This is a genomic window from Acidovorax sp. GW821-FHT09B03 (genome assembly GCF_059418305.1).
This window is the reverse complement of the sequence record NZ_JBWKPP010000019.1, coordinates 20532-45480: the sequence shown is the minus strand read 5'-3', so window position 1 is coordinate 45480 and position 24949 is coordinate 20532. Positions and strand designations below refer to the sequence as shown.

At 70.1% G+C, this 24949-nt stretch carries 22 protein-coding genes; 13 read left to right on the top strand and 9 right to left on the bottom strand.

What is annotated here, in order from left to right:
- The first annotated feature begins 42 nt into the window (after nucleotides 1–42).
- From AC07PA_RS26390 to AC07PA_RS26365, 6 genes are all read left to right on the top strand, one after another.
- Complete coding sequence (locus AC07PA_RS26390; protein WP_494607842.1) at nucleotides 43–912, top strand: ABC transporter ATP-binding protein; 870 nt, start codon at nucleotides 43–45, stop codon at nucleotides 910–912.
- Nucleotides 913–938: 26 nt separating this feature from the next.
- Nucleotides 939–1781, top strand: coding sequence for an ABC transporter permease (locus AC07PA_RS26385; protein ID WP_494608069.1), 843 nt, complete (start codon nucleotides 939–941; stop codon nucleotides 1779–1781).
- A gap of 1 nt (nucleotide 1782) precedes the next feature.
- The gene (locus AC07PA_RS26380) at nucleotides 1783–2586 is read left to right on the top strand and encodes an ABC transporter permease (protein ID WP_494607844.1); all 804 of its coding nucleotides are present in this window, start codon (nucleotides 1783–1785) and stop codon (nucleotides 2584–2586) included.
- A gap of 102 nt (nucleotides 2587–2688) precedes the next feature.
- A complete protein-coding gene (locus AC07PA_RS26375; protein ID WP_494607846.1) occupies nucleotides 2689–3888 on the top strand; it encodes a hypothetical protein in 1200 nt (399 codons plus the stop codon).
- Nucleotides 3889–3970: 82 nt separating this feature from the next.
- The gene (locus tag AC07PA_RS26370) at nucleotides 3971–4363 is read left to right on the top strand and encodes a GFA family protein (protein WP_494607848.1); all 393 of its coding nucleotides are present in this window, start codon (nucleotides 3971–3973) and stop codon (nucleotides 4361–4363) included.
- A 67-nt stretch (nucleotides 4364–4430) separates the two neighbouring features.
- The gene (locus tag AC07PA_RS26365; RefSeq protein WP_494607850.1) at nucleotides 4431–4865 is read left to right on the top strand and encodes a hypothetical protein; all 435 of its coding nucleotides are present in this window, start codon (nucleotides 4431–4433) and stop codon (nucleotides 4863–4865) included.
- Between the two features lie 12 nt (nucleotides 4866–4877).
- Here the strand turns inward: AC07PA_RS26365 and AC07PA_RS26360 are convergent, their stop codons facing one another.
- Nucleotides 4878–5513, bottom strand: coding sequence for a LysE family translocator (locus AC07PA_RS26360; RefSeq protein ID WP_494607852.1), 636 nt, complete (start codon nucleotides 5511–5513; stop codon nucleotides 4878–4880).
- A gap of 261 nt (nucleotides 5514–5774) precedes the next feature.
- Here AC07PA_RS26360 and AC07PA_RS26355 point away from each other — a divergent pair, with 261 nt between their 5' ends.
- The 3 genes from AC07PA_RS26355 to AC07PA_RS26345 all read left to right on the top strand — a co-directional run bounded on the left by AC07PA_RS26355 (nucleotide 5775) and on the right by AC07PA_RS26345 (nucleotide 7746).
- Entirely contained in the window at nucleotides 5775–6224 is a 450-nt protein-coding gene (locus tag AC07PA_RS26355; protein WP_494607853.1) for a GNAT family N-acetyltransferase, read from the top strand.
- A 145-nt stretch (nucleotides 6225–6369) separates the two neighbouring features.
- The gene (locus tag AC07PA_RS26350; protein WP_494607855.1) at nucleotides 6370–7179 is read left to right on the top strand and encodes a hypothetical protein; all 810 of its coding nucleotides are present in this window, start codon (nucleotides 6370–6372) and stop codon (nucleotides 7177–7179) included.
- 123 nt (nucleotides 7180–7302) lie between these two features.
- The gene (locus tag AC07PA_RS26345) at nucleotides 7303–7746 is read left to right on the top strand and encodes a hypothetical protein (protein WP_494607857.1); all 444 of its coding nucleotides are present in this window, start codon (nucleotides 7303–7305) and stop codon (nucleotides 7744–7746) included.
- A gap of 19 nt (nucleotides 7747–7765) precedes the next feature.
- On the opposite strand, the gene AC07PA_RS26340 is transcribed toward AC07PA_RS26345, so the two are convergent.
- The gene (locus tag AC07PA_RS26340) at nucleotides 7766–8806 is read right to left on the bottom strand and encodes a P1 family peptidase (RefSeq protein ID WP_494607859.1); all 1041 of its coding nucleotides are present in this window, start codon (nucleotides 8804–8806) and stop codon (nucleotides 7766–7768) included.
- 177 nt (nucleotides 8807–8983) lie between these two features.
- Here AC07PA_RS26340 and AC07PA_RS26335 point away from each other — a divergent pair, with 177 nt between their 5' ends.
- The 4 genes from AC07PA_RS26335 to AC07PA_RS26320 all read left to right on the top strand — a co-directional run bounded on the left by AC07PA_RS26335 (nucleotide 8984) and on the right by AC07PA_RS26320 (nucleotide 19891).
- Complete coding sequence (locus tag AC07PA_RS26335) at nucleotides 8984–11644, top strand: RCC1 domain-containing protein (protein ID WP_494607861.1); 2661 nt, start codon at nucleotides 8984–8986, stop codon at nucleotides 11642–11644.
- A 58-nt stretch (nucleotides 11645–11702) separates the two neighbouring features.
- Nucleotides 11703–14237, top strand: coding sequence for an RCC1 domain-containing protein (locus AC07PA_RS26330; protein ID WP_494607863.1), 2535 nt, complete (start codon nucleotides 11703–11705; stop codon nucleotides 14235–14237).
- 178 nt (nucleotides 14238–14415) lie between these two features.
- A complete protein-coding gene (locus AC07PA_RS26325; RefSeq protein WP_494607865.1) occupies nucleotides 14416–17094 on the top strand; it encodes an RCC1 domain-containing protein in 2679 nt (892 codons plus the stop codon).
- A 115-nt stretch (nucleotides 17095–17209) separates the two neighbouring features.
- The gene (locus AC07PA_RS26320) at nucleotides 17210–19891 is read left to right on the top strand and encodes an RCC1 domain-containing protein (RefSeq protein ID WP_494607867.1); all 2682 of its coding nucleotides are present in this window, start codon (nucleotides 17210–17212) and stop codon (nucleotides 19889–19891) included.
- Nucleotides 19892–19924: 33 nt separating this feature from the next.
- On the opposite strand, the gene AC07PA_RS26315 is transcribed toward AC07PA_RS26320, so the two are convergent.
- The 7 genes from AC07PA_RS26315 to AC07PA_RS26285 all read right to left on the bottom strand — a co-directional run bounded on the left by AC07PA_RS26315 (nucleotide 19925) and on the right by AC07PA_RS26285 (nucleotide 24944).
- A complete protein-coding gene (locus AC07PA_RS26315; RefSeq protein WP_494607869.1) occupies nucleotides 19925–20839 on the bottom strand; it encodes a hypothetical protein in 915 nt (304 codons plus the stop codon).
- 259 nt (nucleotides 20840–21098) lie between these two features.
- Nucleotides 21099–21317, bottom strand: coding sequence for a hypothetical protein (locus AC07PA_RS26310; protein ID WP_145697943.1), 219 nt, complete (start codon nucleotides 21315–21317; stop codon nucleotides 21099–21101).
- Nucleotides 21314–22396 carry a hypothetical protein gene (locus AC07PA_RS26305; protein WP_494607871.1) on the bottom strand — a complete coding sequence of 361 codons (1083 nt, stop codon included), beginning with the start codon at nucleotides 22394–22396 and terminating at the stop codon, nucleotides 21314–21316. Before AC07PA_RS26305 ends, AC07PA_RS26310 begins: the two co-directional genes overlap by 4 nt.
- Before the next feature lie 120 nt (nucleotides 22397–22516).
- Nucleotides 22517–23473: a hypothetical protein gene (locus tag AC07PA_RS26300; protein WP_494607873.1), complete on the bottom strand. Its 957-nt coding sequence runs from the start codon at nucleotides 23471–23473 to the stop codon at nucleotides 22517–22519.
- 66 nt (nucleotides 23474–23539) lie between these two features.
- A complete protein-coding gene (locus AC07PA_RS26295) occupies nucleotides 23540–23911 on the bottom strand; it encodes a copper-binding protein (protein ID WP_007856276.1) in 372 nt (123 codons plus the stop codon).
- Nucleotides 23908–24396, bottom strand: coding sequence for a DUF411 domain-containing protein (locus AC07PA_RS26290; RefSeq protein ID WP_494607875.1), 489 nt, complete (start codon nucleotides 24394–24396; stop codon nucleotides 23908–23910). Before AC07PA_RS26290 ends, AC07PA_RS26295 begins: the two co-directional genes overlap by 4 nt.
- 23 nt (nucleotides 24397–24419) lie before the next feature.
- The gene (locus tag AC07PA_RS26285; RefSeq protein ID WP_494607877.1) at nucleotides 24420–24944 is read right to left on the bottom strand and encodes a cupredoxin domain-containing protein; all 525 of its coding nucleotides are present in this window, start codon (nucleotides 24942–24944) and stop codon (nucleotides 24420–24422) included.
- Nucleotides 24945–24949 lie beyond the last annotated feature (5 nt).

Here is a 24949-nt window from a genome sequence, read left to right as displayed (position 1 = left end):
CGTAGAATCCGCCCCCCTTCCACCGCGCAGCCCCCACCCGCCATGCCGCAGATCCTCGTCGACCAGTTGCGCAAGACCTACCGCATCCACGAGCGCGACCCGGGCGTGCGCGGGGCCTTGCGCGCGCTGGTGCGGCCGCGCCATCGCACGGTGGAGGCGCTGGCGGGCGTGTCCTTCGCGCTGGAGCGCGGCGAGCTGCTGGGCTTCATCGGGCCCAACGGGGCGGGCAAGTCCACCACCATCAAGATCCTGGCGGGCATCCTTCGGCCCGATGGCGGGCGGGTGGAGGTCAATGGCCGCGACCCGTTTGCCGACCGCGAGCGCCACGTGGCGCACATCGGCGTGGTGTTCGGCCAGCGCACCCAGCTGTGGTGGGACCTGCCGGTGGGCGACGGTTTCCGTCTGCTGGGCGATATCTACCGGGTGGACCCGGTGCGCCTGGCGCGCACGCGCGACGAGCTGGTGGCGCTGCTGCACCTGGAGCGCCTGCTCGACCAGCCCGTGCGCCAGCTCTCACTGGGCCAGCGCATGCGCGCCGAGATCGCGGCAGCGCTGCTGCACGAGCCGGACATCCTGTTCCTGGACGAGCCCACCATCGGGCTCGATGCACCCTCCAAACTGGCCGTGCGCGATTTCGTGCTGCGCGCCAACCGCGAGCGCGGCACCACGGTGCTGCTCACCACGCACGACATGCACGACATCGAGGCGCTGGCCCAGCGCGTGATCGTGATCGGCCACGGGCGCGTGCTGGCCGACGGGCCGGTGGACGCGCTGCGCGCCCAGGTCATGGCCGCGCGCCGTGTGGCCGAGGGCCTGGCCCAGGACATCGACGCCGATGCGGATGCCGAGGACATGGCCATCGAGGCCGTCATCGCGCGCTTTTACGCGATGCACAGCGCCACCGAAGCGTGATCCGCATGCAGAAGATGGATGCCGCCATGCCCCTGCACGAACGGCTGCGTCCGTATAGGGCTGCGTTCGCTTCGCGCTTTCTGCAGATGCTGCAGTACCGCACGGCGGCGTACGCGGGCTTTGCCACGCAGTGCTGGTGGGGCGGCATCAAGGTGATGGTGCTGGCCGCCTTCTATGCCGGCAGTGCCGGGGGCGCGGCCGGGGCACCCATGTCGCTGGCCCAGGCCATCACCTACACCTGGCTGGCCCAGGGGCTGCTGGCGCTGCTGCCCTGGCTGGGCGACCCCGAGGTGGCGCAGGCCGTGCGCAGCGGCTCCATCGCCTACGACCGCATGCGGCCGGTGGATGCGTACACGCTGTGGTTCGTGCGCTCGGCCGGGTGGATCGCCGCGCGCGTGCTGCCGCGCCTGGCGCTGATGCTGGCCTTTGCCGGCGTGGCGCTGCCCCTGCTGGGGCTGGGCGCCTGGGCCTGGCAACCGCCGGCCGGCGTGGCGGCCAGCCTGGCGTTTGCCGCGTCGGCACTGCTCGCGCTGCTGCTGTCCACCGCGCTGGTCACGCTGCTCAACATCGCCGCCGTGGCAGCGCTCAACGAACGCGGTATCAACGCGCTGGCAGGCCCGGTGGTCATCGTGTTCTCGGGCAACCTGCTGCCGCTGGTGCTGCTGCCCGATGCCTGGCAGACGGCGCTGCTGCTGCAGCCGCTGGCGGGGGTGATGGACATCCCGGCGCGCATCTACTTCGGGCAGTTCGCGGGTATGCAGGCGCTGGGCGGCCTGGCGCTGCAGGGCGCCTGGATCGTGCTGCTGGTGGTGCTGGGCCGCGCTGCCATGGGGCTCACCATGCGCCGCCTCGAAGTCCAGGGAAGCTGACATGGGATCGCTGGCACTATTCGCCCGCCTTGTGCGCTCCTCGCTGGCCGGGCAGGCGCGCTACCCGGCCTCGGCGCTGATGCTCACGCTGGGCCAGTTCCTGGCCACGGGCATCGAGGTGGTCGGGGTGTGGGCGCTGTTCCACCGCTTCGGCGAGGTGCAGGGCTGGGGCATTGGCGAGGTGGCGCTGTTCTATGGGTTGGTGAACTGCATGTTCGCCGTGGCCGATGCGCTGGGGCGCGGCTTCGACGTACTGGGCACGGAGTTTTTGCGCACCGGCAACTTCGACCGCCTGCTGCTGCGCCCCCGGCCCCTGGCGCTGCAGCTGATGGGGCACGACTGTCGCATCAGCCGCCTGGGCCGGCTGGCGCAGGGGCTGCTGGTGCTGGGCTTTGCCACGGTGCAGGCCGGCATCGCCTGGACGCCTGCCACCGTGGCCATTGCGCTGTGGGCGCTGGCGGGCGGTGTGGCGCTGTTCCTGGGCATCCTGGTGCTGCAGGGCACGCTCTCGTTCTGGACGGTGGAGAGCCTGGAGATCGCCAATGTGCTGACCTACGGCGGCGTGCAGGCGGCGCAGTACCCGCTGGCCCTGTACGCGCAGTGGTTCCGCCGCGTGCTGACGTTTGCCGTGCCGCTGGCCTGCGTCGCCTACTACCCGGTGCTGGCCATCCTGGGCAAGGCCGACCCGCTGGGTGCACCCGCGTGGGTGGGGCTGGTGTCGCCACTGGCGGGCTTCGTGTTCCTGGCGGCGGCCTTCGGCGCCTGGCGGGTGGGCGTGCGGCACTACGCCTCCACCGGCAGCTGAGCGAAGCGGCAGTGTCCCTGCGGCTTTCCGTGGAACCTGGCTTGGCTCTTTGGGCAGGCCCATGCGATCATTCCAGGCGATGACCACAACAGGAGTTGCAGAGTGAGCGAGATCGCCAAGGTGGAACCCCAGGCCGTGCCGCAGGCCGCTTCGGGCCTGGACGGTGTCGAGTGCGTCGTAGCCGAGCCGCTGCGCTTCAAGGCCAAGCTGGCCATCGGCGAGAACGCGTATGCCTCGCTGCGCATGGTGAACCGGGGCCGCGAGCTCTGGGACGTGCTGGGCGCAGCCGGCGCCGGGGCGGCCGTCGCCAAGTCCAGCCTGGTGGCATCGGCATTCTTTGCGCCATCGGGCTTGGTGGGGGCGCTGGGCGTGGGCGCGGCGGCCACGCCGGTGGGCTGGGTGGCGCTGGCGGCGCTGGCCTCGGGCGGCGCCTGCTATGGTATGTACCGCTGGCTCGGCCATTCCAAGGGCAGCCGGGTCATCGAGATTCCGCGCTGTCTCAACACGCCGCTGGACACCCTGGGTCTGGCGCTGTTCGACCTGATCGCGCCGCTATCGCTGCGGCTGGCTGCGGCGGCCGATGGCGTGGTGCCGCCGCCGCGGCACGCCTTCCTGGCCGCACACCTGGTGGACGAGTGGGGGCTGGATGATCGTTTTGTCGCGCAGGCCATGGCCGCGATCGAGCCCGGCCTGGCCGATGCCTCGCCCCAGGAGCTGGCGCGTGAACTGGCCGCCTTTCTGCATGCCAACCCGGACTGCAACCACCAGGTCATTGCGGCCGAGATGGGGACCTTTCTGGCGCAGATGCTGCAGGCCGGCGGGGCGGCGCTGGCCGAGCCCGAGCAGCAGTTGCTGGCCCAGGTGCAGCAGACCCTGCAGACCCCGCCGCCGGGCGAGGTGGCCAAGGCCTGGACCCGGGCCCGGGAGCATGCGGGCCACTATGGCGGCCAGGTGGCTGGCGCGGCCGGCAAGGCCGCCACATGGACCAAGGAACAGCTGCCAACCGTGCAGCAGATGGAGGAACTCAGAATGCGTGGTACCGAATTGCCAGGGCAGATTGCGGGCGTTGTAGGCAAGGCTGCCAGCTGGACCAAGGACCAGATGCCTACTGCCCAGCAGGTGGACGAATTGAAGAAGCGCGGCGGCGAGCTGACGGGCCAGGCGGCCGAGACCTTGCGCAGCGCCACCCGTGCAGCGCAGGACGCGCTGCCCACCGCCGAACAAGTCCAGCAGGGCGCGCAGCGCACGGGCGCCTTGGCGCGCCAGGGGCTGGACAGGCTCCGGGCGAAACTCGGGCGTTGAGCCGGGGCACGGCGCAGTAGCAGGCCTCTTGCCATCAATACTGTATTTAAATACAGTATTGGTTTTCAACGAAAGGCCAACCATGCTCCAAGGTAGCTGCTGCTGCGGGTCCGTCCGGTTCACGCTGTCCCGTCCGCCCACCATGATGGGCACCTGCCATTGCACGCGCTGCCGCAAGCTCGGCGCCAGCACCTTCGTGTTCGTCGAGCGCGAGGCGTTCACGCTGGTCTCGGGGGCCGATTGCATCACCACCTACGAGCCGCCGGCACCCTACCAGTACAAGCGCTGCTTCTGCACGCGTTGCGGCACCTCGCTGGGCGAGGTCACGTCGGCCGGCAATGCCTTCCCTGTCGCTGCCAATTGCTTCGACAGCGAATTGGAGCTGGCCAACCAGTTCCATGAATTCGTCAAAGAAAAGCCGCACTGGGTGGGCATCTGTGACGAGGCCCGGCAGTTCGCGGAGCACCCCCACTAGGTGCCAACCTGGGCCGGCGCTGCCTGCGTTCGGCCGACAGTGCCCACCTGTCTATGATGCCGAGCCTATGAAGACACCTGTGCTCGCCCTGGCCTTGGTCTCCTTGTTGCCCCTGTGCGCTTGCGACGACGCGCAGAGTGCCCGCATCGAGGACACCCGGGGCCGGCTGGTCGGCACCTGGCTGCGCGAAGTCGAGTCCGAGGGGGCCAGGGTGCGCGTGGTCGTTGCGCTGGGCCAGGACGGGAAATTCACCGAACGTGCGAAATTCGTGGCACCGGGCGGTCGTACGGAAAGCGAGCATTTCGGTGGGGAATGGAGCTACGACGGCACCAATTTCAAGCGCCGCTATCTGCAGCAGGGCGGCCGCCAGTTCTCGGGCGGGGGCATCCGCTACGCCACCTACCAACTCACATCGCTGACCCGCACCGATTTCACCGGCAAGGACAACCGCGAGGGCCGCGAGGTTACCTACCGCCGGGTGAGTGAAGGCACGGAGCCGTGACTGCGGCCGTGGCTATCGCTGCTGCGCCGCCAACCGCAACCCCAGCCCGATCAGAATCACGCCCGAGATGCGCGACTGCCAGGCCATGAAGCCCCGGTTGCCCACCAGTCGGTCGCGCATGCGGTAGAGCACCGAGACAAGAGCCAGCTCGTACAGCGTGTCCATCACCGCCATGGTGGCACCCAGGACCAGCATCTGCACCACCACCGGGCCGCGTGCCGGATCCACGAACTGGGGCAGGAACGCCAGGAAGAACAGCGCCACCTTGGGGTTGAGCGTGCCGGCCAGGATGGCCTGCGTGAGCGGCGCCTTGTTGGCGGGGCTGGAGGTTGCTTTCGCTGTGGATGGCTCCTTGCGAGATCGCGAGCGCAGCGCCTGGATGCCCAGGTAGATCAGGTAGGCCGCACCGACGTACTTCACCACCGCGAACGCCAGCGCCGAGGTGGCCAGCAGCGCCGATAGGCCCAGTGCCGCAGCGGCCGCATGGGCCAGTGTGCCCACATTGAGGCCCACCGCCGTGAGTGCGCCCGCGCGGCGCCCGCCCGTCAGGGTGTTGGCCAGCACCAGCGCCTGGGCCGGGCCCGGCACCAGAATCAGCGCCGCGCTGGCGGCGACAAAGGTGGCGTAGGTGAGAGGGTCGAAGAGCATGACGGTGCCTGTGTTCCGTGGAGCGAATGCCTGGGCCCGAAAGGGATTTGAAGGTTGGCACATTCGCGTCGGATATTCTGTCGCGTCTGTATTTTTAATGCAAGTATGTTGCGTTTGCGTTGTTGAAGGAAAACCATGGTCGCGAAGGAAGAGAGCCCCCTTGGGGGCCGCGTCGACGGGCTGCACATTGCACAGTGCCCGCCAGGCCAGGCACCCGCATGGACTGCACGCGACCGTAGCTTTGTGGTCGAAGGTGAGTTGGTGCTGCGCCTCGCGGACGGCCGGATCGGCTACGACGCGGCCCGCGTCGCGCCGTATGTGAAGACCTATGCGAACGAGGAGGGCGCCGCAGGGCAGGGCGAGGGCGAGGCCTGCCACTGCGTCGTTGCGTACTGGGGCGGGCAGCCGGCAGGCGAGATCGTCCTGTCGCGCCACTGGAACGGCTACGCCAGCATCGACGACCTGGTGGTCGGCCAGGCCTTTCGCCGCAAGGGCGTGGCCCGGGCCTTGGTGGAGCATGCGATCGCCTGGTCGCGTGCGCAGCAGTTGGTGGGTGTCACGCTGGAAACGCAGAACAACAACGTGGCGGCGTGCCGCTTGTACGCGGCCTGCGGGTTCCGGCTGGAGGGCTTCGACGGCGGCCTGTACCGGGCGCTTGCGCCTGAGACCCGGGAGGTGGCCCTGTTCTGGTACTGGCGCGACCCGCACTGATGGCCAACACAGGGGCCCGATGCCCCAGGGCCGTCATCCGGGGCCGCTATAGTGCAAGGAGTAGGGCCATGCCTGGAGAGGGGCATGGTTTTTGCAGCCAAAACGACCCTACACCCAAGCCCCGCCCAGAAGGAACGTCCCACCGATGCCCGGATCCCACCTCGACGCCCCGCTGTTCATCAAGGACATCTACGAAACCCAGGTCGATACCGCCAAGACCCCGTTCTTCTTCAACGATGGCGGCATGCCGGTCTACCTGAGCGAGGCGCCTGCGGATGTCACGCCGCTCGTGCCGGCCGCCACCGACCCGGCCCTGGCCGTGGGCAACGAGTACCTGGTGGCCGACGTGCTGGGCGTGGCATCCAATCCGCCCTATGGGGTGGAGACGCAGCTGGGCTTTGCGGCCGAGGAGGTGGTGTTTGCACCCCTGTGGGCCACGCGCAGCATCGCGGCGGCCTTTGGCATCACCCTGGTGGAGCCCGGGCAGGCCGTGCGGATCGAAAGCCCGGTCACCGAACTGCAGCAGGTGGAGTACGAATACGGTGTGTTCGCCGGCCACTGGTCGCCCTACCAGGGCACGAGCGACGCCTTGCTCAGCGTGGTCTGCACCGACCTGGAGCACCATGATTTTCCGCATGTGTTCGCCTCCACCGACCCCACCCAGCCGCTGGTGATCTCGGTGGGCCGCTACTGGCCTGCGCTGGGCAAGATACGCCTGGCCGACCTGTGGGTGCCGCGCGGCAGCGCGCTGTATGTGCCGCCCAAGCCGGCCAGCAGCGACCCGGCGGCCGTGGTTGACCTGCACAACAACCGCAACTCGGCGCGCGCTTGCTGGGGTGATATCCACCAGAACAGCATTACCACGCACACGCTGCTGCAGACGAAGGGCGGCTTTTTCTACTGGTACTGGAATGCAATTGCGACCGTGCACAGCCGCCCGGTCGCGGTAAGCTGAGCCCGTGCGAGGAATCGACAGGGAGCAAAAGACCATGGGCAGGTCAGACGTGAAGGAGCCCAGCGGTAGCGACAGTGGCAGTGTGGTCTGCCAGAGTGATCGGACTTAAGACACATGGGCTGCATGCTTGCTTTCATCGGACCTGACGCGAATGTCGAGCAGTTGCTTGCGCTGTGCCCGGTGGAGCCTGTCAGTGCCTGGCGGCGTGGAGAGCCTTTGAGCTCGCGGCCGAGCAGCCGATTGGCAACCACTTCCGGCGTCACGCTGCGGATCAGCGATGCGGAGTTCGAGGAGCTGGAGGCGCAGCAGGCGGACGCAATCCAGTTTCTCAACGACCATTGCCAGGCGTTGCAGGCCATGCGCCGGGTCGAAGGCGTGGAGTCGGCTCGCGTGGACTTCGGCATTGCAATGCGCAGTGTCATTGTCCAGTCTGACACGTTTCCCGCTGAGCTGATTGCAGCCGTGGCCAAGGTGGGCTGCTCCATAGCGTTGAGCCAGTATCCAACAGGGCCTAAGGCCAGAAACCTGCGGCGCTACCGCAAGGCATTCCGGGCTTCTGCCCGCTGACCCCAGCGTAACCGGCTGTTCAGACCAGATCGGCCGCACAGGGCAGGTGCAACCCCTCCGCCGTCGTGACCGAGCGCGCCGCGCGCACGGCCCGCGCCGTGGCGATCGCCGTCGCCTCGGCTGCCATGGTCGAGAGCACCATCATCCCCGGGTTCTTGCCCGCCACGCCTGTGCCCAGGGTGAACAGCGTGTCGCCGTCGGACATGGTGTGCACCGGGTTGATGCTACGCGCCAGGCCGTCGTGCGCGGCCACGGCCAGGCGGTGGGCCTGGGCCTTGGTGATGGTGGCATCGGTAGCGATGACGCCGATGGTGGTGTTGGTGCCGGCCAGCAGCGGCCTGGGCGGCTCCCCGCGCAGCAGGGCGCGGCGCGTGTCGCGCAGCTGGCGGCCATCGTCGGTGCGGGCGCCGGCGATCACCTGGGCGGTGTCGGGGTCGATCACATCGCCCAGGGCGTTGCAGGCGATCAGCGCGCCCACGGTGACACCATCCACGGTGACCGATGCCGTGCCGATGCCGCCCTTCATCGCGTTCTGGATGCCGAAGATCTTGCCCACGGCCGCGCCCGTGCCCGCGCCCACATTGCCCTCGGCCGGGTCGGCGCGCGAGGCGGCCTCGCACGCGGCGTAGCCCGCCGCTGCATCGGGGCGGATGCGCATGTCGCCCACCAGCAGGTCGAACAGCACGGCGCTGGGCACCAGGGGCAGGCGGCCCACCACCACGTCGAAGCCGATGCCGCGCTCCTCCAGCCAGCGCACCGCGCCGCTGGCCGCGTCCAGCCCCCACGAGCTGCCGCCCGCCAGCATGATGCCGTGCACCTTTTCCACCAGGTTCGAGGGGTCCAGCAGGTCCGTCTCGCGCGTGCCGGGCGCAGCGCCGCGCACATCCACGCCGCCCACCGCGCCTTCGCGCGCCATGACCATGGTGCAGCCCGTGGGCCGGCGCGGGTCGGTGAAGTGGCCGACCTCGATACCGGGCACGCGGGTGATGCTGCCGGCGTCGTGTGATGCGCTGTGGGGGACAGGGGAGGGGGAGGTGGTCGTTGTCGTTGTGGTCGTCATGGCCTGTGATTATGGGCGGTGGCATGCGGGAGGCACTGCTGCGGCAAGGGATCGACCTGTTTCCGGCCGCGTTGTAACGGTGTGTTTTATGGGCTTTTGAACGTGACGGGTATCACCTGTGCCCCGGGGCCGCCGCACCACAATGGCCCGATAACACAAGAGAGAGGAAGGATCACCATGGCGACACCACCCTGGCGTCGGGGTTTGGCCTGTCTGCTGCCTGCACTGCTGGCGGGCTGGGCCTCATCCACCAGCGCGGTGCACGCGCAGACCATCGCCACCGGCGCGCGCCACGGCCTGGCACTCCAGGCCGACGGCAGCGTGCTGGCCTGGGGCGACAACCGGCTGGCGCAGCGCGGGGCCGGCACAACCCTGTATGTGCCCACCGCGCGCGAGATCGCCTTGCCCGCCAAGGCCGTGGCCGTGCAGGCCAGTTCCACCAGCGCCCTGGTGCTGGACGACCAGGGCAACGTCTGGAGCTGGGGCACCAACCGCCGCGGCGAGCTGGGCGACGGCACGCGCACCGACCGGCCCACGCCGCGCATCGTGTTCCGCAATGCGGCCAGGATCACCATCAACGGCGGGTCGTCCTCCCCCAGCTTCGTGATCGACAAGGACGGGCAGCCCTGGTGGTGGGGGCCGATGTACGCAGGGGGCGAGGTGCTGGTGCCCACCCGGGCCGCGCAGGTGCCAGCGCGCCTGGTCTCGGTGGGGCAGTACGGGCCCACCACCGCGGGCCTCGACGACAAGGGCGTGATCTGGGCCTGGGGGGAATACGTGCCGTGCGCCGCCTCGACAGGGCCCAGCGGGCCGGTCGCCATGGCGGGCTTGCCGCCCATCGAGCGCTTTTACATCCAGCTGAGCGCCGTATGGCCGGAAGGAGTGCGGACACTCTTTTCGCGCGCGGAGGCGGTCGACACCAGCGGCCGTGCGTGGAAGTGGGGCGGAGAAGCCGGCTTCGGGCCTGGACCGGGGCCCACCTTCGGCATCGGAATGCCTTGGTACCTCAACACCCTGTGTCCCCCTGTCCGGAGCCCGCAGGACGATCCCAGGGAGCCCTACACACCGAAGGCCCATTCCGAACTGGTGCGCGCGGGCACGGTCATTGAGCGTTTCATCACCTCGGACTCTGCGCAGGCGCAAGCGTCCCACGCCTGGACCACGCTGGGCATCACGGCGGATGGCGAGCTGTGGCAGTGGCGTGACGAGTACAACGCCCCGCCGGGCATGACGCTGCGCCGCGAGGCCTCCAACGTGGCGGACGCCAGCCGCTATTCGACCCGGGAGCGCGAAGGCGCGCTGGGCCTGATCTACGTCACCCGGGACGGAAAGGTCTACGCCAAGGGCACCAACTACAACCTGCACCTGGGTATTGCCCGTGCGGAGGCAGACGGGGCGGATGCGGTCTCCAGCCCGCAGAAAGTCCAACTTCCTTTCGCAGCAGTGAGCGTGCATGCCAATGGAACCGGCAGCTATGCCCTGCTCAAGGACGGGACCCTGCTCGCCTGGGGCGCCGGTGCCGGGCAACTGGACCGGTTCAGCGACATCGGCTGGTATGCCGTTCCCGAGCGGCCATCGCCGGTGGCGCTGCCCTTTGCCATCGCCAGGATCGCAGTGGCGCAAGGCCGGTGGCTGGCTTTGGACACCGATGGCGGTGTCTGGAGTTCAGATGAATGGGGCTCCGGCCCGCAAGCCTCCGGTGTGCTGCGACCGACCATGGTCAGCCGCGCCAATGGCCTGCCCGTTGCACGGGCCATATCCTTGGGCGGGACCGCCAACGGCGGGAGCCTGGCCAGCATCCTGGGCGTGGATGGATCGGTCTGGACCATGGGCTCCTCGGCCGGCGTGTTCCCGCCGCCGCCTGCGCCCCGGCCTGGTCTGGACGAATATTTCTCCCAGATGCGCGTGCCCAGAAAGGTTCTGGGCTTACCGCTCTCCATTGTGCAGGTGGCCTCGGTGGGCCGGTCGTCGTATGCGCTCGATGCCTCGGGAGGCGTCTGGTTCTGGGGACAGCATGCCTACGGCCTTGGCGGGCGCTCGGCAGCGCAGCTGGGCATTGACCTGGTCGTGAACGAGCCCTACCTGCTACCGCTGCCGCACAAGGCGGTGTCCATCCACACCAACGCCAATGACGAGGGGTTCTGCGCAGTCCTGGTGGACGGCTCGGCCCAGTGCTATGGCCGGATGTTCAACGAGCATGTGGGAAGGGCCTTTCGCCTGCATGCCCCCATCCAGGAGCTGTCGATCGGCTTGGCGGAAAGGGGCCAGGGGCTCATCGCCGACGAGCGGGAGGGAAGCGTGCATTTCCGCCTGGCGGACGGCACCGTCTGGGCCTGGGGTCGGGGGCGCTACGGGCAGTTGGGCAACGGCACCTTTGCCAATGCCGCAGAGCCCACGCCCGTGAACAACGAGGCGGGCACCGGCGACCTGGACCTGGCCCCTGCCACGCCCAATGTGCCCACGGCCAGCCGCCCGCCGTTCCGCATGAAGACCCGCCTGGCGGGCAACCTGCGCACGCTGTCTTTCGACGCCGATGTGTTCGGCAGCGCGGGCCTGGGTGCCGGCAACCTCTACGCCTTCGCTACCGCAGACCTGCGCACCTGGGTGCAGCTCGATGGGCAGGGCCAGTGGGGCCCGTTGCGCGCAACGGTGCCCGCCGCAGCCAGCAACGTGCCGCTGGGCAGCGAAGCCCAGTCGACTCCCCTGGCCATCCTGCCGCAGTTCTCAGGCACGGGCCTGGCCGGCGTGCGGGTGTTCGTGGGCCAGGGGCGTGATGCGCAGGAAATGCTGTCCGCCCGGCGCTTTCGCGAGGTGCTGGAGCTGGCGCCCGAAGACTGAACGCAGCGCACGCACGCATACGCCACAACCGCTACCCGCCCTTCGCCAGGACCACCGCATGCAACTCCGTATCCTGCCATCCATCGCCGGCCTGCTGTTGGCCCTGGCCGCCAGCTCCGCACCGGCCCAGACCATCGCCACCGGCGCACGCCACAGCTTAGCCCTCACGGCCGACGGCAGCGTGCTGGCCTGGGGGGACAACCGCCAGGGGCAGCTGGGGCAGGGGCGTACCGCGTACAGCGATGCGGATCGGGTGATCCCGCTGCCCGCCAAGGCAGTGTCCCTCAAGACCAGCGCTACCCATGCCCTGGTGCTGGATGACGAGAGCAATGTCTGGAGCTGGGGCACCAATCGCAAGGGGCAACTGGGCGATGGCTCGCTGACCGACCGCGCCACGCCGCAGGTCATTTTCCGCAATGCAGCGCAGATCACCTACAACGGCGGTGATCTGTACCCGTCGACCCTGATCGACCGCAACGGTCAGCCCTGGTGGTGGGGGCCATTGCCGTCCGGTGCGGTGCAGGCGCAGCCCGTGCAGTCTGCCGCCATTCCCGCGCGGCTCACCGCGCTGATGCAGGAGGGCTCCACCTCGGCCGGGCTGGATGACCAGGGAGTGGTGTGGGCCTGGGGCGAGGGCGTGCCCTGCACCGGCTCGCCAGCGCTGAGCGGGCCGGTGGCGATGCGTGGCGTGCCGCCGATCCGCCGCTTCAGTCTCACGGACCAGACCTACGGCAACATGTACGGCCGCAACCCTCCCCATTCCCTGGTCTACGCGCAGGATCGCGATGGCCGGTACTGGGCATGGGGTTCGGAGTTCATCACGGGCGGCTTCGAAGGACTTTGGCCGATGTGGAAGGATTTCTGCCCCCCGGCCCAGTCCGCCGACGCGCAGCGCGTGATGGATGCCGCCTACACCGGGCCCGACGAACTACGCAACCTGGGCGTCGTGCTCAGCTATGTGGACCAGGCACGGTCCAAGACCATCGATGTGAGCAAGCAGGCGTTCTACTACGGATGGACGCAAGGCGGGGACCTTTGGCTGTGGACTTACCGGGACAGCAGCCATACCACCTACACCGTGGCGCAGGTGGCCTCCGGCGTGGTCGAGGCGGGCGCCTATTCTTCCGGGCCCGATGCCTACCTGCCCGGGCTGATGTACATCACCCGCGATGGCCGGCTCCATGTGCGCGGCACCAATGCCCGGCTGCACCACGGCGTGGCCGATGGCGATCTGGACTCGTCCTCCAGCCCGCACAAGGTGGCGCTGCCCGGCCCGGCGGCCAGCGTCCATACGCAATCCAACGGCAGCTATACGCTGCTCAAGGACGGCAGGGTGTTCCGCTGGGGCTCGGGGGACCCGCGCTACGGCAGCCAGGACAGGGTTCGGTGGCCCGCGATGCTGCCGCTGCCCTCGCTGGTGGATGCGCCCGTTGCCTTCGTGAAGCTGGCCGTGGACAACGAGTTGTGGATGGGGCTGGATGCCAGCGGCAACGTCTGGAGCACGACCCCGGTGGAGCAGGGCGCCACGGCGCAGGACCTGCGCCCGGCCATGGTCCCGCGCTCCACGGGGCTGCCCGCCGTGCGGGATATCGCCGCGCGGGGCGGCCTGCTGGTGGGCGTGGATGGAACGGTGTGGACGCGGGGCATATGGACCAGCGCCTCGGCCGGTGTTCCCAAGGCATTCGTTCCCACCCAGGTCAGCGGCCTGCCATCGACCATCGCCCAGGTAGCGGTCACCCGGGTCGGCGGTTTCTTTGCGCTCGATGCCTCGGGCTCCGTCTGGTACTGGGGCTCTCACGGCTTCGGGCTGGGAGGGCGCGACACCGCCCAGGAGCATTTGCTCAGTCCCGCGGTGAAGGCGCCCTTCGTGCTGCCCCTGCCGGACAAGGCGGTCTCCATCCATACCAGTGACTACAACTTCTGCGCCGTGCTGGACGATGGTGCCGCCTTCTGTCGCGGCCGGATGTTCAACGGGCACCTGGGCCAGCTGTTCCGCCTGCATGCGCCCGTGCGCGAAGTGTCCATCAGCGTCGATGGCGAGCGCGAAGGCACGGTGCACTTGCGGTTGGTCGACGGCACGGTCTGGGCCTGGGGCAAGGGGCTGGGCGGACAACTGGGCTCGGGCACCTACACCAATGCTGCCGAGCCCGTGCCGGTGGTCGATGAGGCCGGCACGGCCGACCTGGATCTGGCCCCTGCGACGCCCAATGTGGCAACGCCAAAGCGCCCGCCGTTCCGTGTGAAGACGCGGCTCGAGGGCAACCTGCGCAGCCTGTCGTTCGGCGGGGACGTGTTTGGCAGCGCGGGTACGCCAGCGGGCAGCAATGTCTACCTGCTCGCCGGGGGCAGTACCTGGCTGCAGCGCGATGCGCAGGGCCGGTGGGGCCCGCTGGGCTGGCCGGTGCCGGCCGTGGCCAGCGGTGTGCAGTTGGCCAGCGAAACCCAGTCGGTGCCGCTCGACCACATCCTGCAGCAGTTCCCGGGCTCGGGCCTGGCGGGCCTGCGCGTCTATGTCGGCTACGGCCGCGATGTGGACGAGATGCTGGCCGCGCGGCGCTTTCGCGAGGTGCTCGAGCTGGCACCCGAGGACTGACATGCGGTGCATGCCCCATCCCGGTAGGGTGGGGCGCTGCCGGGCTTGGCGGCCTAGGATGATTTCTTTCCGCGCATGCCGCCACGGTGCCGTCACACACCGTGGCGGCACCGTGGCGCGTGGCACTTGTCGCTGACGCGCCTTGCGACCGACCAAAAGAGAGGAAGGGAAGATCACCATGAAGACTCCACCACCATGGCGTCGGGCTTCGCGCTGCCTGCTGTTGTCCGCGCTGCTGGCGGGCCTGGGCCTGCCGTGTACCGCAGGGGCCCAGACCATTGCCACCGGCGCGCGCCATGGCCTGGCGCTGCAGGCCGACGGCAGTGTGCTCGCCTGGGGCGACAACCGCCTGGCCCAGCTGGGCCAGGGCAAGACGATCTATGCGAGCACGGCGCGCGAGATTCCCCTGCCGGCCAAGGCGACGGCCGTGCGCACCAGCAGGACCACCGCCCTGGTGCTCGACGAAGAGGGCCATGTGTGGAGCTGGGGGACCAATGCCAGGGGGCAGCTGGGCGACGGAACGCGGGCCGACCGGGCCACGCCCCAGGTGGTCTTTCGGGGCGCGGTGTACATCGCCAACGGCGGCGACGCCGCTCCCTCCTCCCTGATCGACAAGGACGGCCAGCCCTGGTGGTGGGGGCCGCTGCCGTCTGGCGTGGACGCAGCCGTGCCCGAGCGCGCCGCGCAACTGCCCGCGCGGCTGGTGCGCATCGAGCACCAGTTGCGCGCCACCGTGGCGCTCGACGAGCAGGGCGTGGTCTGGTCCTGGGGCGAGGGCGCGGCCTGCTCTGGCAGTGGCACTGCGGCCTCGGCGCCGGTGGCCATGCGCGGCGTGCCGCCCATCGTGGATTTCATCTTCGAGGCCCAGGGGCCGATCACCAACCTGGGCCCCGGCTGGCCCGCCCTGGGCCCGGTCTCGCGCGTGACCGCCAAGGATGCCGGTGGCCGGCTGTGGGTGTGGGGCACCGATCCCCACCGCATTCCGGACGGGCTGCCATCCCAGGGGCTCACCCATTGCCCGGCCGAGCGCTGGGCACTGGCCTACGATCCCTTCGTGGGCCGCGACCGCATCCACCCGGACATGGAGACGGCCGGTGTGAAGCTGCAAAAGGTGCTGCATGGCGGCGGTGGCTCCCTGGGGTGGACGGCCGAGGGCGACCTGTGGCGCTGGCGGTATGTCCCCACGGGCGAGATTCCCGGGGGCCCGCTCATGGCGGTGGAGCGCGTCGCCTCTGGCGTGGTCGATGCCAGCGGCCACAACACCTCTTTGAGGGGCGTGCTGCCGGTGCTGATGTACATCACGCGCGACGGCAAGCTCCATGCCATGGGTTCCAACACCAGCCTGCACCTGGCGGTTGCCGCCGATGCGGCCGGAGGGTCCGAATCGATCGCCAGCCCGCGCAAGGTCGCCCTGCCGTCTGCTGCGCTCAGCGTGCACGCGAGCGAGGCGGGCAGCCACGCGCTGCTGGCGGACGGCCGGATCTTCCGCTGGGGCCTGGGCGCCGTGCAGTACGACGGGCAGGCCAGCTTGCTGGGGCGCAGCTTTGTGCAGACGCCCACGCACATTCCGCTGGGGGCGCCGGTCACCCAGATCGCGGCGGCGCAGGGCCAGTGGCTGGCGGTGGATGCCGATGGCAAGGTCTGGAGTTCCGGGGGCTGGGGTATCGATCCGGTGCCGCACAGCCGCCCTGCGGTGGTGGGGGGCTCCACGGGCCTGCCGCTAGCGCGCAGCGTGTCCGTGGGGGGCAACGGACATGGCGCCATCCTCGGTGTGGACGGGTCGGTATGGACCATTGGCGGCAGCCGCGAAATCTTCCCTCCCTTCCAGGGCTCCGATGTCCATGCGTCCCTGGTCGCGTCGTCGGTACCTCGCAAGGTGGAGGGGCTGCCCAGTTCCATCACCCAGGTGGCGACGGCCGATGGCAGCTATGGTGCAGCGTACGCGCTGGACGCGTCCGGCACCGTATGGTTCTGGGGTGCGCAGCACCTGTACGGGATTTCCGGGCAGGACAGTGCGGGCCTCAACCGGGGACAGTGGCTCGTGCGGACCCCGATCGTGCTGCCGCTGCCGCACAAGGCGGTTTCCATCCACGCCGGCGATTTCAATGTCTGTGCCGTGCTGCAGGATGGGTCTGCGCAGTGCTACGGCAAGCTGTTCAACGAGCACCGGGGGCGGCGCCTGCAGTTGCATGCACCCATCCGAGAAATATCCATGGGGGTGGACGAGGACCGCGCCGACACCGTGGTGACCGCCCGGCGGGGCGGCACGGTCCATCTGCGCCTGGCGGACGGAACGGTATGGGCCCTGGGCCAGGGCCGCCAGGGGCAACTGGGGTCCGGTGCCTACGCCAGTGCGGCAGAGCCCATCCCCGTGTCCAATGAAGCCGGCACCGGTGACCTGGACCTGGACCCCGCGGCGCCAAATGTGGCGACGGCTGCCAACCGCCCACCGTTCCGGGTGAAGACGGTGCTGGCGGGCAACCTGCGCAGCCTGTCGTTCACGGGCGATGTGTTCGGCAGCGCCGGCACGCCGCCAGGCGCCCATGTGTATGCCCTGGCCTCCGCCGGGCCCCTGGGCCAGGGTGTCTGGATGCAGCTCGATGCCCAGGGCGCCTGGAGCCCGCTGCGCTGGCCGGTGCCGGCAGTTGCCAGCAACGTCCAGCTGGGCAGCGATGCCCAGGCCGTGCCGCTGGATCTGCGGCCGCAGCAACTGCAACAAGGCTCCGGTCTCACGGGCCTGCGCCTGTACATCGGCTACGGGCGTGATGTCGACGAGATGCTGGCCGCCCGGCGCTTTCGCGAGGTGCTGGAGCTGGGGCCCGACGCGACCGGCATGGTCCTGACGTCGGACTATTGACCGGGTCGTCGTGCCAATTTTTGTTGGACAAGGGCGGGGGGCACAGGAGATGCTCCTTGCCAGGCGTTTCCGAGAGGATTGACCGCCTCCACCTTTCCCGCCGGGAGCCCAGGCCATGTGCTTGCCGATCCACCGTTTTGCACTGGGCGCCACCGGCACGGCGCTGCTGCTTGGCTTGTGCGTTGCCAATGCCCAGGCCCAGGCCCAGACCCTGGCCAGCGGCGCGCGCCATGCGCTGGCCCTCACGCACGACGGGCGCGTGCTGGCCTGGGGCGACAACCGGCTGGCACAGCTGGGCCAGGGCAAGACGGCCTATGCCGCCAGCGCGCGCGAGATCGCCATGCCCGCCCGCATGGTGGCCGTGCGCGCCGGCCTGCACAGCGTGCTGGCGCTGGACGAACAGGGCAGCGTGTGGAGCTGGGGCACCAACCGCCAGGGGCAACTGGGCGACGGCACGCGCGCGGACCGGGGCACGCCGCGCACCGTTTTTCGTGGGGCGACGGCCATCGTCAACGGCGACGAGCGCGGGCCCTCGTTCGCCATCGATGCCGAAGGCCAGCCCTGGTGGTGGGGGCCATTGCCCTCGGGCTCCCTGGCGCTGCTGCCCGAGCGCGCCGCCCGGTTGCCCGCACGGCTCACCCGCGTCCAGCAGGCTGCCAGCACCACGGTGGCGCTCGACGACCAGGGCACGGTCTGGTCCTGGGGCGAGGGCGTGGCCTGTGCTGCGGACGCCGGCCCGCGCGGGCCTGAAGCCGTGGCCGGCCTGCCGCCCATCGCAGACCTGGTGATGCAGGGCTACGCCCCTTCGCGTGACAAGCCGCTGCATGACCCCCAGCCGCCGCCGCGCCAGTATGGGCCGGCCTCCCTGGTGCAGGCCGTGGACCGCGATGGCGCGCATTGGCAGTGGGGCGAATCGCCCGTGGACCCCAGCCGGCGCCGCATGCCCGGGGACCGCGTGCGCCACTGCCCGCCCGGGCGCATGGACGGCACCTACAGCGTCCTGCGCCTGCTGGATTACCGCCACCCCGACATGGCGGCGCAGGGCGTGCAGATCACGCGCATGCTGGATGGCGCTATGCCCTACCTGGGTCTCACGGCCGAGGGTGGGCTGTGGCAGTGGAGCCATCTGATCGAGGGCCACCCGCGTGACGGGCGCACCACGCTGCGCCAAGTGGCCAGTGGCGTGGCCGACGCCAGCGCCTATGCCAGCCAGGGCAACCCGCGCCGCGCAGGGCTGCTGTACGCCACGCGCGATGGCCGGCTCTACGGCCAGGGCGCGAACACCAGCCTGCACCTGGCCAGCGGGGACGGGGAGCTCGACTCGTCCCCCAGCCCGCGCACCGTGCCCCTGCCGGGGCCCGCGGCCAGCGTGCACACCCGGCCCTACGGCAGCTATGCACTGCTGCGCGACGGGCGCCTGTTCCGCTGGGGGCTGGGGGCGTGGACCTCGGACCCTTACGCCCATTTCGAAGGCGGCGTGTTTCCGCAGGACCCGGTACACGAGGCCGTGCCGGCCCGGCTGCTGCGGCTGGCCACCTCGCACCACCGCTGGCTGGCGGTGGACGACGAGGGTCGGGTCTGGACATCGGATGGCTGGGGCGCCGCAGCGCGCCCGCGCACCGAGTCCGGCCGCCCGGCGCTGGTCTACAGCCATGGCGGCATGCCCGCCATGCGCGACGTGGCCATGGGCGGGCACGACCATGCGGCACTGCTGGCGGTGAATGGGTCGGTCTGGGATCTCAGCGGCGAGCCGGGCGTGCCGGTCAAGGTGCAGGGCCTGCCCGGGCCAGTGCAGCAGATTGCCGCCATGGGTGACGGCAGCGCGCGCGCCACCTACGCGCTCGACGCGCAGGGCACCGTCTGGTACTGGGGCATGCGGCAGCGCTATGGCACCACGGGCCCCCGGCCCCAGGGCTTCTGGGGCGGTCCCATCAAGGAGCCCACCGTGCTGTCCCTGCCGGGCAAGGCCGTCTCCATCCATGCCAACGACTACAGCCTGTGCGCCATCCTGCAGGACGGGTCGGCCCAGTGCCTGGGCAAGATCTTCAAGGAGCACGAGGGCGTGCGCTTTGCGCTGCACGCGCCGATCCGCGAGCTGTCCTTCGGCGTGGATGGCATGGACGACCCCGAGTACATGGACCAGCGCGGCGTGGAGCATTTCGGCACCGTGCACTTTCGGCTGGCCGATGGCACGGTATGGGCCTGGGGGCGCGGCCGCCAGGGCCAACTGGGCAATGGCGGCTACGCCAGCAGCCCGGTGCCCACCCCGGTGGCCAATGAGGCCGGCACGGGCGAGTTGGACCTGCAACCCCAGGGCGCCAATGCACGCGTGCCTGTGCGCCCGCCGTTCCGGATGCAGGCTTCGTTGCACGGCAACCCGCGCGCCGTTTCACTCGGGGTGCGGGTTTTCGGCAGCACGCCCGGGGCTGGGCCCGCCTGCGGCCGCCCATGCCGGCTGTATGCCATGCTGGCCAGCGGCACCGCGCCGGGGCCGGGCGACCCGGCACAGCAGGGCACCTGGGTGGCGCTGGACGGCGAGGGCCGCTGGGGCCCCGGGGAGGAATACCGCTGGCCCGTGCCCTCTGCCGACGGGCAAGGGGCGCCGCCGGGCGAGCGCCAGTCCGTGCACCTGCGCCTGCTGCGCGGCGAAGACGGCCCCGCGCCGGCGGGCATGCGCCTGTACCTGGGCTACGGGCGCGACGTGCAGGAAATGCGGGCCGCGCGGCGCTGGCGCGAGGTGCTGGAGCTGGCGCCCGAGGACGTGGCCGAGGCGCAGGCGATTGGGGGATTGAACTGAGCCGGCCTGGTGCGCGGGCGCCGGCTGCGCCTGTCAGAACAGCGTGTAGTAGCTGTCGTAGCTGCGCAGCCAGAGCTTGGGTTGCCGCGATTCTTGGTCGAAATGGAGCTGCAGCAGGTTGGCGCGCGGCAGGGCGCTGTCGACCACCAGCTCTTTGTCGTTGGCGGCTTCCTCCACCTCGCTGAAGGCCAGGCGCTGCAGCACATGGGTGAAGGCGGCCTCGGCATTGCGCGGGCGGTAGTCCTCGTCGAGCAGCAGCGAGGGCTTGCGCAGGTATTCCTGGTGCAGCCAGTACCACACGCCCTCGCTGGTCGTGCCTGGCTGAGCGCCGGGGTTGCCCTGGTCGCCCCAGGTGTGGGTGGGCTCGCCCGCGGTCACCCCGGCAGGGTCCCAGGCCAGCGCGCCAAGGCCGTCGCCCACATGCACGAACACCGCCAGGCTGCGGTCGTAGCGTGCGCGGACGGGGGCGGGCAGAATCGTGTCGAGCCCGTCCTTGCCGCCGGACGGGTAGTCCCATTGGCGCAGCAGCATGTCGGTCACCGTGGTCATGGAAGACGGGTGGACAAAGGATGAGTCGCCCACCTCGACGCGCCAATCGGCCAGCAGCCTGACCATGGCGGGCAGCGGGGCGCCCAGGCGCTTTTCCAGGTCCTGCAATGCAGCGGCGGCAGGCTTCTTGCCGGTGGGGGGCTTGGCCCGTTCGACCGTGACCGTGCCTTCCTCCAGGCGCTTGGACAGGCCGCGCACACTTTCGATCCAGGGCTTGCCCTGGTCGTAGAGTGGGGCTGATACGCGGGACATGTCGCGCACCGTCCAGGTCCCGTTGAAGGGCGTGGCCTTGCCTGCCAGGGTCACCGTGCCGCGCAGCTGCACGCGCTGCAGGCCCTGGGGCAGGGCCCACACCAGCGCTGGCCGCCGGTGCAGGCCGGGCTGCGTGGCCCAGTCCACTGAAACCGAGAAATCGGCTGTGCGTGAGGGTCTGGCAGGGCCGCAATCTAGACGGCGGGCGCAGCCGGGTTGCACACCCGGCGAGCACGGCAACGACGAGTGCGGCCCTGCCAGACCCTCACCCTTTGGGCCGGGGTGGCAGCGGGCGCTTCGCAGCGTTGCGGGCCTTGCCAAGGCGGCCAGCCTTGGCCGCAGCCCGCGCCTTGCGCTGCATCCCACTGCCACCCCGGCGCACAGCCGATTTCTCGGTTTCAGCGGACTAGTTGTTGAGCTGGGCCACCACCTTGCCATTGGCCAGCACATCGGCCACGACGGAGTCGCCCACCTCCAGCCAGGGGTGGATGCCGGCCCGGGGGCCTTGTACGGAACCTTGGGGTTGTGCCTGCAGCAGGCTGCAGGGCAGCGTCCCCAGGGTGGCCAGAATGGTCCGCCGTGTCGGAGGCGGGATTGTAGAGAGGCGATGCCGGGCGCGGATCAATACTGGGTGTGGTGCCCGTAGTGGCCGTTGTAGCTGTTCAAAAGCAGCTGCGGGGCACGCGCCCCGTTGAAGTGCAACAGCAGCAGGTTGCCCAGCGGGGTGGCGCTGTCCAGCACCAGTTCATCGTCGGTCATGGGCTGGTACTGGTCCGCCAGCGCATGGCGCTCGAACACGCTGGCCAGGGCCAGGTCGGCGCTGAGGGGGCGGCCGTCCTTGTCCAGCAGCAGCGAGGGCTTGACGGCCATCTCCTGGTGCATCCAGTACCACAGGCCATCGCCGCCCATGGCAGGGCTGGGGCCGCTGCCCAGCCGGGCGTGGTCCTCGGGCGTGAGGCCTTGGGGGTCCCAGGCCAGGGCGCCCATGCCGTCGCCGACCGTGACGAACACCGCCAGGCTGCGGGCATAGCGCTCGTGCACGCCGGGCGAGAGAAAGTTGCCCGGGGCATCCTTGCCGCTGCGTGGGTAGCCGAAATCGCCGTGCATCAGGTCGAGCAGGGTGGTCACGGAGGCCGGGCGCACAAAGTGCGAACGGCCCAGGCGGATGTCGCAGGCCGACAGCAACTGCGCCACTGCTGGCGGCAGCGGGGTGCCCAGGCGCTTTTCCTGGGCCTCCAGGGCGGCACCAGCCACCGGCCTCGCGGGGGCTACGGTGAGTGGAGCGTCTTCGCCCTCGTGGACCGGGATCGCCTGCACCAGTGCGCGCACGCGTTCGGGCCAGGGCCGGCCCTGGTCGTACAGCGGTGTCGACATGCTGGCCAGGTCGCGCACCGCCCAGGTCCGCGTGAAGTGGCTGGCCTTGCCCGCCACGGTCACCGTGCCGCGCAGCTGCAGGCGCTTCACGCCCGCAGGCAAAGCCACGGTGGCAGCCGGCAGCCGGGGCTTGCCGGCCTTGGTGGAGCGGTGGTCCAGCTGCCCCACCACCTGGCCATCGGCCAGCAGTTCGGCCGCCACGCTGTCCCGGGCTTCCAGCCAGGGGTGCAGGCCGACCTGCATGCCGGCCGCCGCAGGTGTTTGCGCCAGCAGCGCCACGGGCAAGGCGCCCAGCGTGGCCAGCGTGTTGCGCCGTGTGGTCCCTGTCATCGAATCCCTCTTATGTTTTGCAGATGGGGCGCGATTGTAGGCAGGCGGCGGCGGGCGCTCGACAGATGGCCGGCGCGATGTGCCTCAGCCGGGGCTGCACTCAAGGAAAATTCGCACGGGTCAATACAACCCGTAGGGATGCCCGTAGCTGCACAGCCATAGCCTGGGGTGCCTCCGCTTGTCGAACTGCAGTTGCAGCAGGTTGGGGCGCGGCAGGGCCGTGTCCACGACGAGTTCATCGTCGGCCTGCGCCGAGGCCAGGCGAGACAACGCGAAACGCTGGAAGACCTGCGTGAAGGCGGCCTCGGCGGTGTGCGGCTGGCCGGTGGCGTGGTCCTGCAGCAAGGCGGGTTCGTCCAGCGAGTCCTGGTGCAGCCAGTACCACAGGCCTTCTTCTCCAGGCGCACCCTCGGGGTCCCAGGCCAGGGCACCCAGGCCGTCACCCACGTCCACGTACACGGCCAGGCTGCGGTCGTAGCGGGCGAGTACGTCGGGGGAGATCAGTTCCTGCAGCCCATCTTCGCCGGTGCGCGCGTAGTCCCACTGGTTCACCAGCATCTCGGCCACGGTGCCCAGGCCGCGGGCGCCCACGAAGTACGAGTCGCTGATGCCGATGTCCCAGTCCGCGAGCAGTTGCAGCAGGGCGGGCACGGGGGTGCCCAGGCGCTGTTCCAGGGCCTGCAGCGCCGCCTGGCCTGGCTGCGGCAGTGCCGGTTCGATCTGGATGCGCGGGGTCTGCCGTGCCAGCGCATGGATGCGCTCGGCCCAGGGCAGGCATGGGTCGTACAGCGGGGCGGAGGCGGGGGCCATGTCGCGCACCATCCAGGTCCTGTCCAGGGCCGCGGGGGCCTTGCCGGCGAGGGACACCGTGCCCCGCAGCTGCAGTTGCTGCAGCCCGGGCCGCATGGGGACAAGCACCACGGGCTGCCTTTGCAGCCCGGGCCGCGTGGCCTCATGGTCGAGTTGCGCGACGACCCTGCCATCCACCACCACCTCGGCTGCCACGCGGTCGCCCACCTGCAGGCAGGGGTGGATGCCTGCGGCGGCTGCAGGGGGCGGGACGAGGGGCTCTGGCATGGGGCGGACCACGGGAGTTTGCGACGCCGGGATTGTAGGCACGGCGGTGCAAGCGGTCGAACCTGCTCAGGGCGTGGCCGGCTCGATGCGTGTCACCACATAGGCGCCGGCCTGCTGCTCGGCGCGAAAACGCACCTTGGCACCGGGCCTGACCTGCGCGGCCTGGGCCGGGTCGGTGACGCGGAACACCATGGTCATGGCTGGCATGTCCAGGTTGCGGATGGGGCCGTGGCGCAGCGTGACCTTGGCGCTGGCGGCATCCCAGCGCACGACCTCGCCCTCGCTCAGGTCCGAAGTGGCAGCGGCAGGGGCGGCATGGCTGCCGTGGTCCTCGCCATGGTCATGGTCGTCGCCCGCCAGGGCGGGCACGGTGCAGAGGCCGGCAGCCAGGGCAAGCAGGGCGGTGCGCAGATGGCGGGAGGGGGTGGAGCGGGTCATGTCGATTCCTTCTTGTTGCCAGGGTAGTTCGTGAAAACGCGGGTGCTGCCGTTGCGTGCGACCAGCAGCACGGCGTAGCTGTCCCTGCGGCCGCCGTAGGCGGGGCCATCCATGCCGGGCGACCCAATGGGCATGCCGGGCACGGCCAGGCCCAGGGCGTCGGGCTTTTGCCGCAGCAGGGCGTGCACGTCGCTGGCGGGCACATGGCCTTCGACCAGGTAGCCGCCCACCAGGGCGGTGTGGCACGAGCCCAGCTTTCGCGGCAGGCCCAGGCGGGCGCGCACGGCGTTGTTGCCGGTGTCGTGGACCTTCACGGCAAAGCCGTTGGCCTGCATGTGGTCCACCCAGTCCTGGCAGCAGCCGCAGTGGGGGTCTTTCCAGACCTCGACCGGCGTGGGGGCCGCTGCACCTGCTGCCATCGGCAGCGCGGTTGCGGCGAGCATGGCCAGCCAGTCACGGCGGGTGGTGGGGGTTAGATCGGTCATCGGATTTCCTTTCTGGCGGGGGGTCAGCCCTTGCGGGGGACGACGTGGATGGTGCCCACCATGCCGGCCTGGTAGTGGCCGGGGATCAGGCAGGCAAAGTCGAAGCGGCCCGCGCGGTTGAACTGCCAGACGATCTGGCCGCGCTTGCCGGCGGCCACGTGGGCCATGTAGGGCTCGTCGTGCTCCATGCCGGGGTGTTTGGCCATCATCTCGGCGTGCTGGGCCAGCGTGGCCTGGGTGCCGAGCACGATCTCGTGCAGCAGCTGGCCCTGGTTGTGCACCACCAGGCGCACGGTCTCGCCCTCGCGCACCTCGATGTGGGCGGGGGCAAAGCGCATGTCGTCGCCCATGCGCAGGGTGATGGTGCGTTGCACGGCCTGGGCGCTGCCGGCAATGCCCCAGTCCTGCTGCTGGGCGGGCAGGGCGGCCTTGGGTGCTGTGGCGTGGGGGGCATCGCCATGGGCCCAGGAGGCGCCGGTGCTGGCCAGCAGGGCAGTGGCGGTTGCAAGGTGCAGGGCCAGGCGGTTCAGTGGTCGGAGGTGGTTCATGGTGT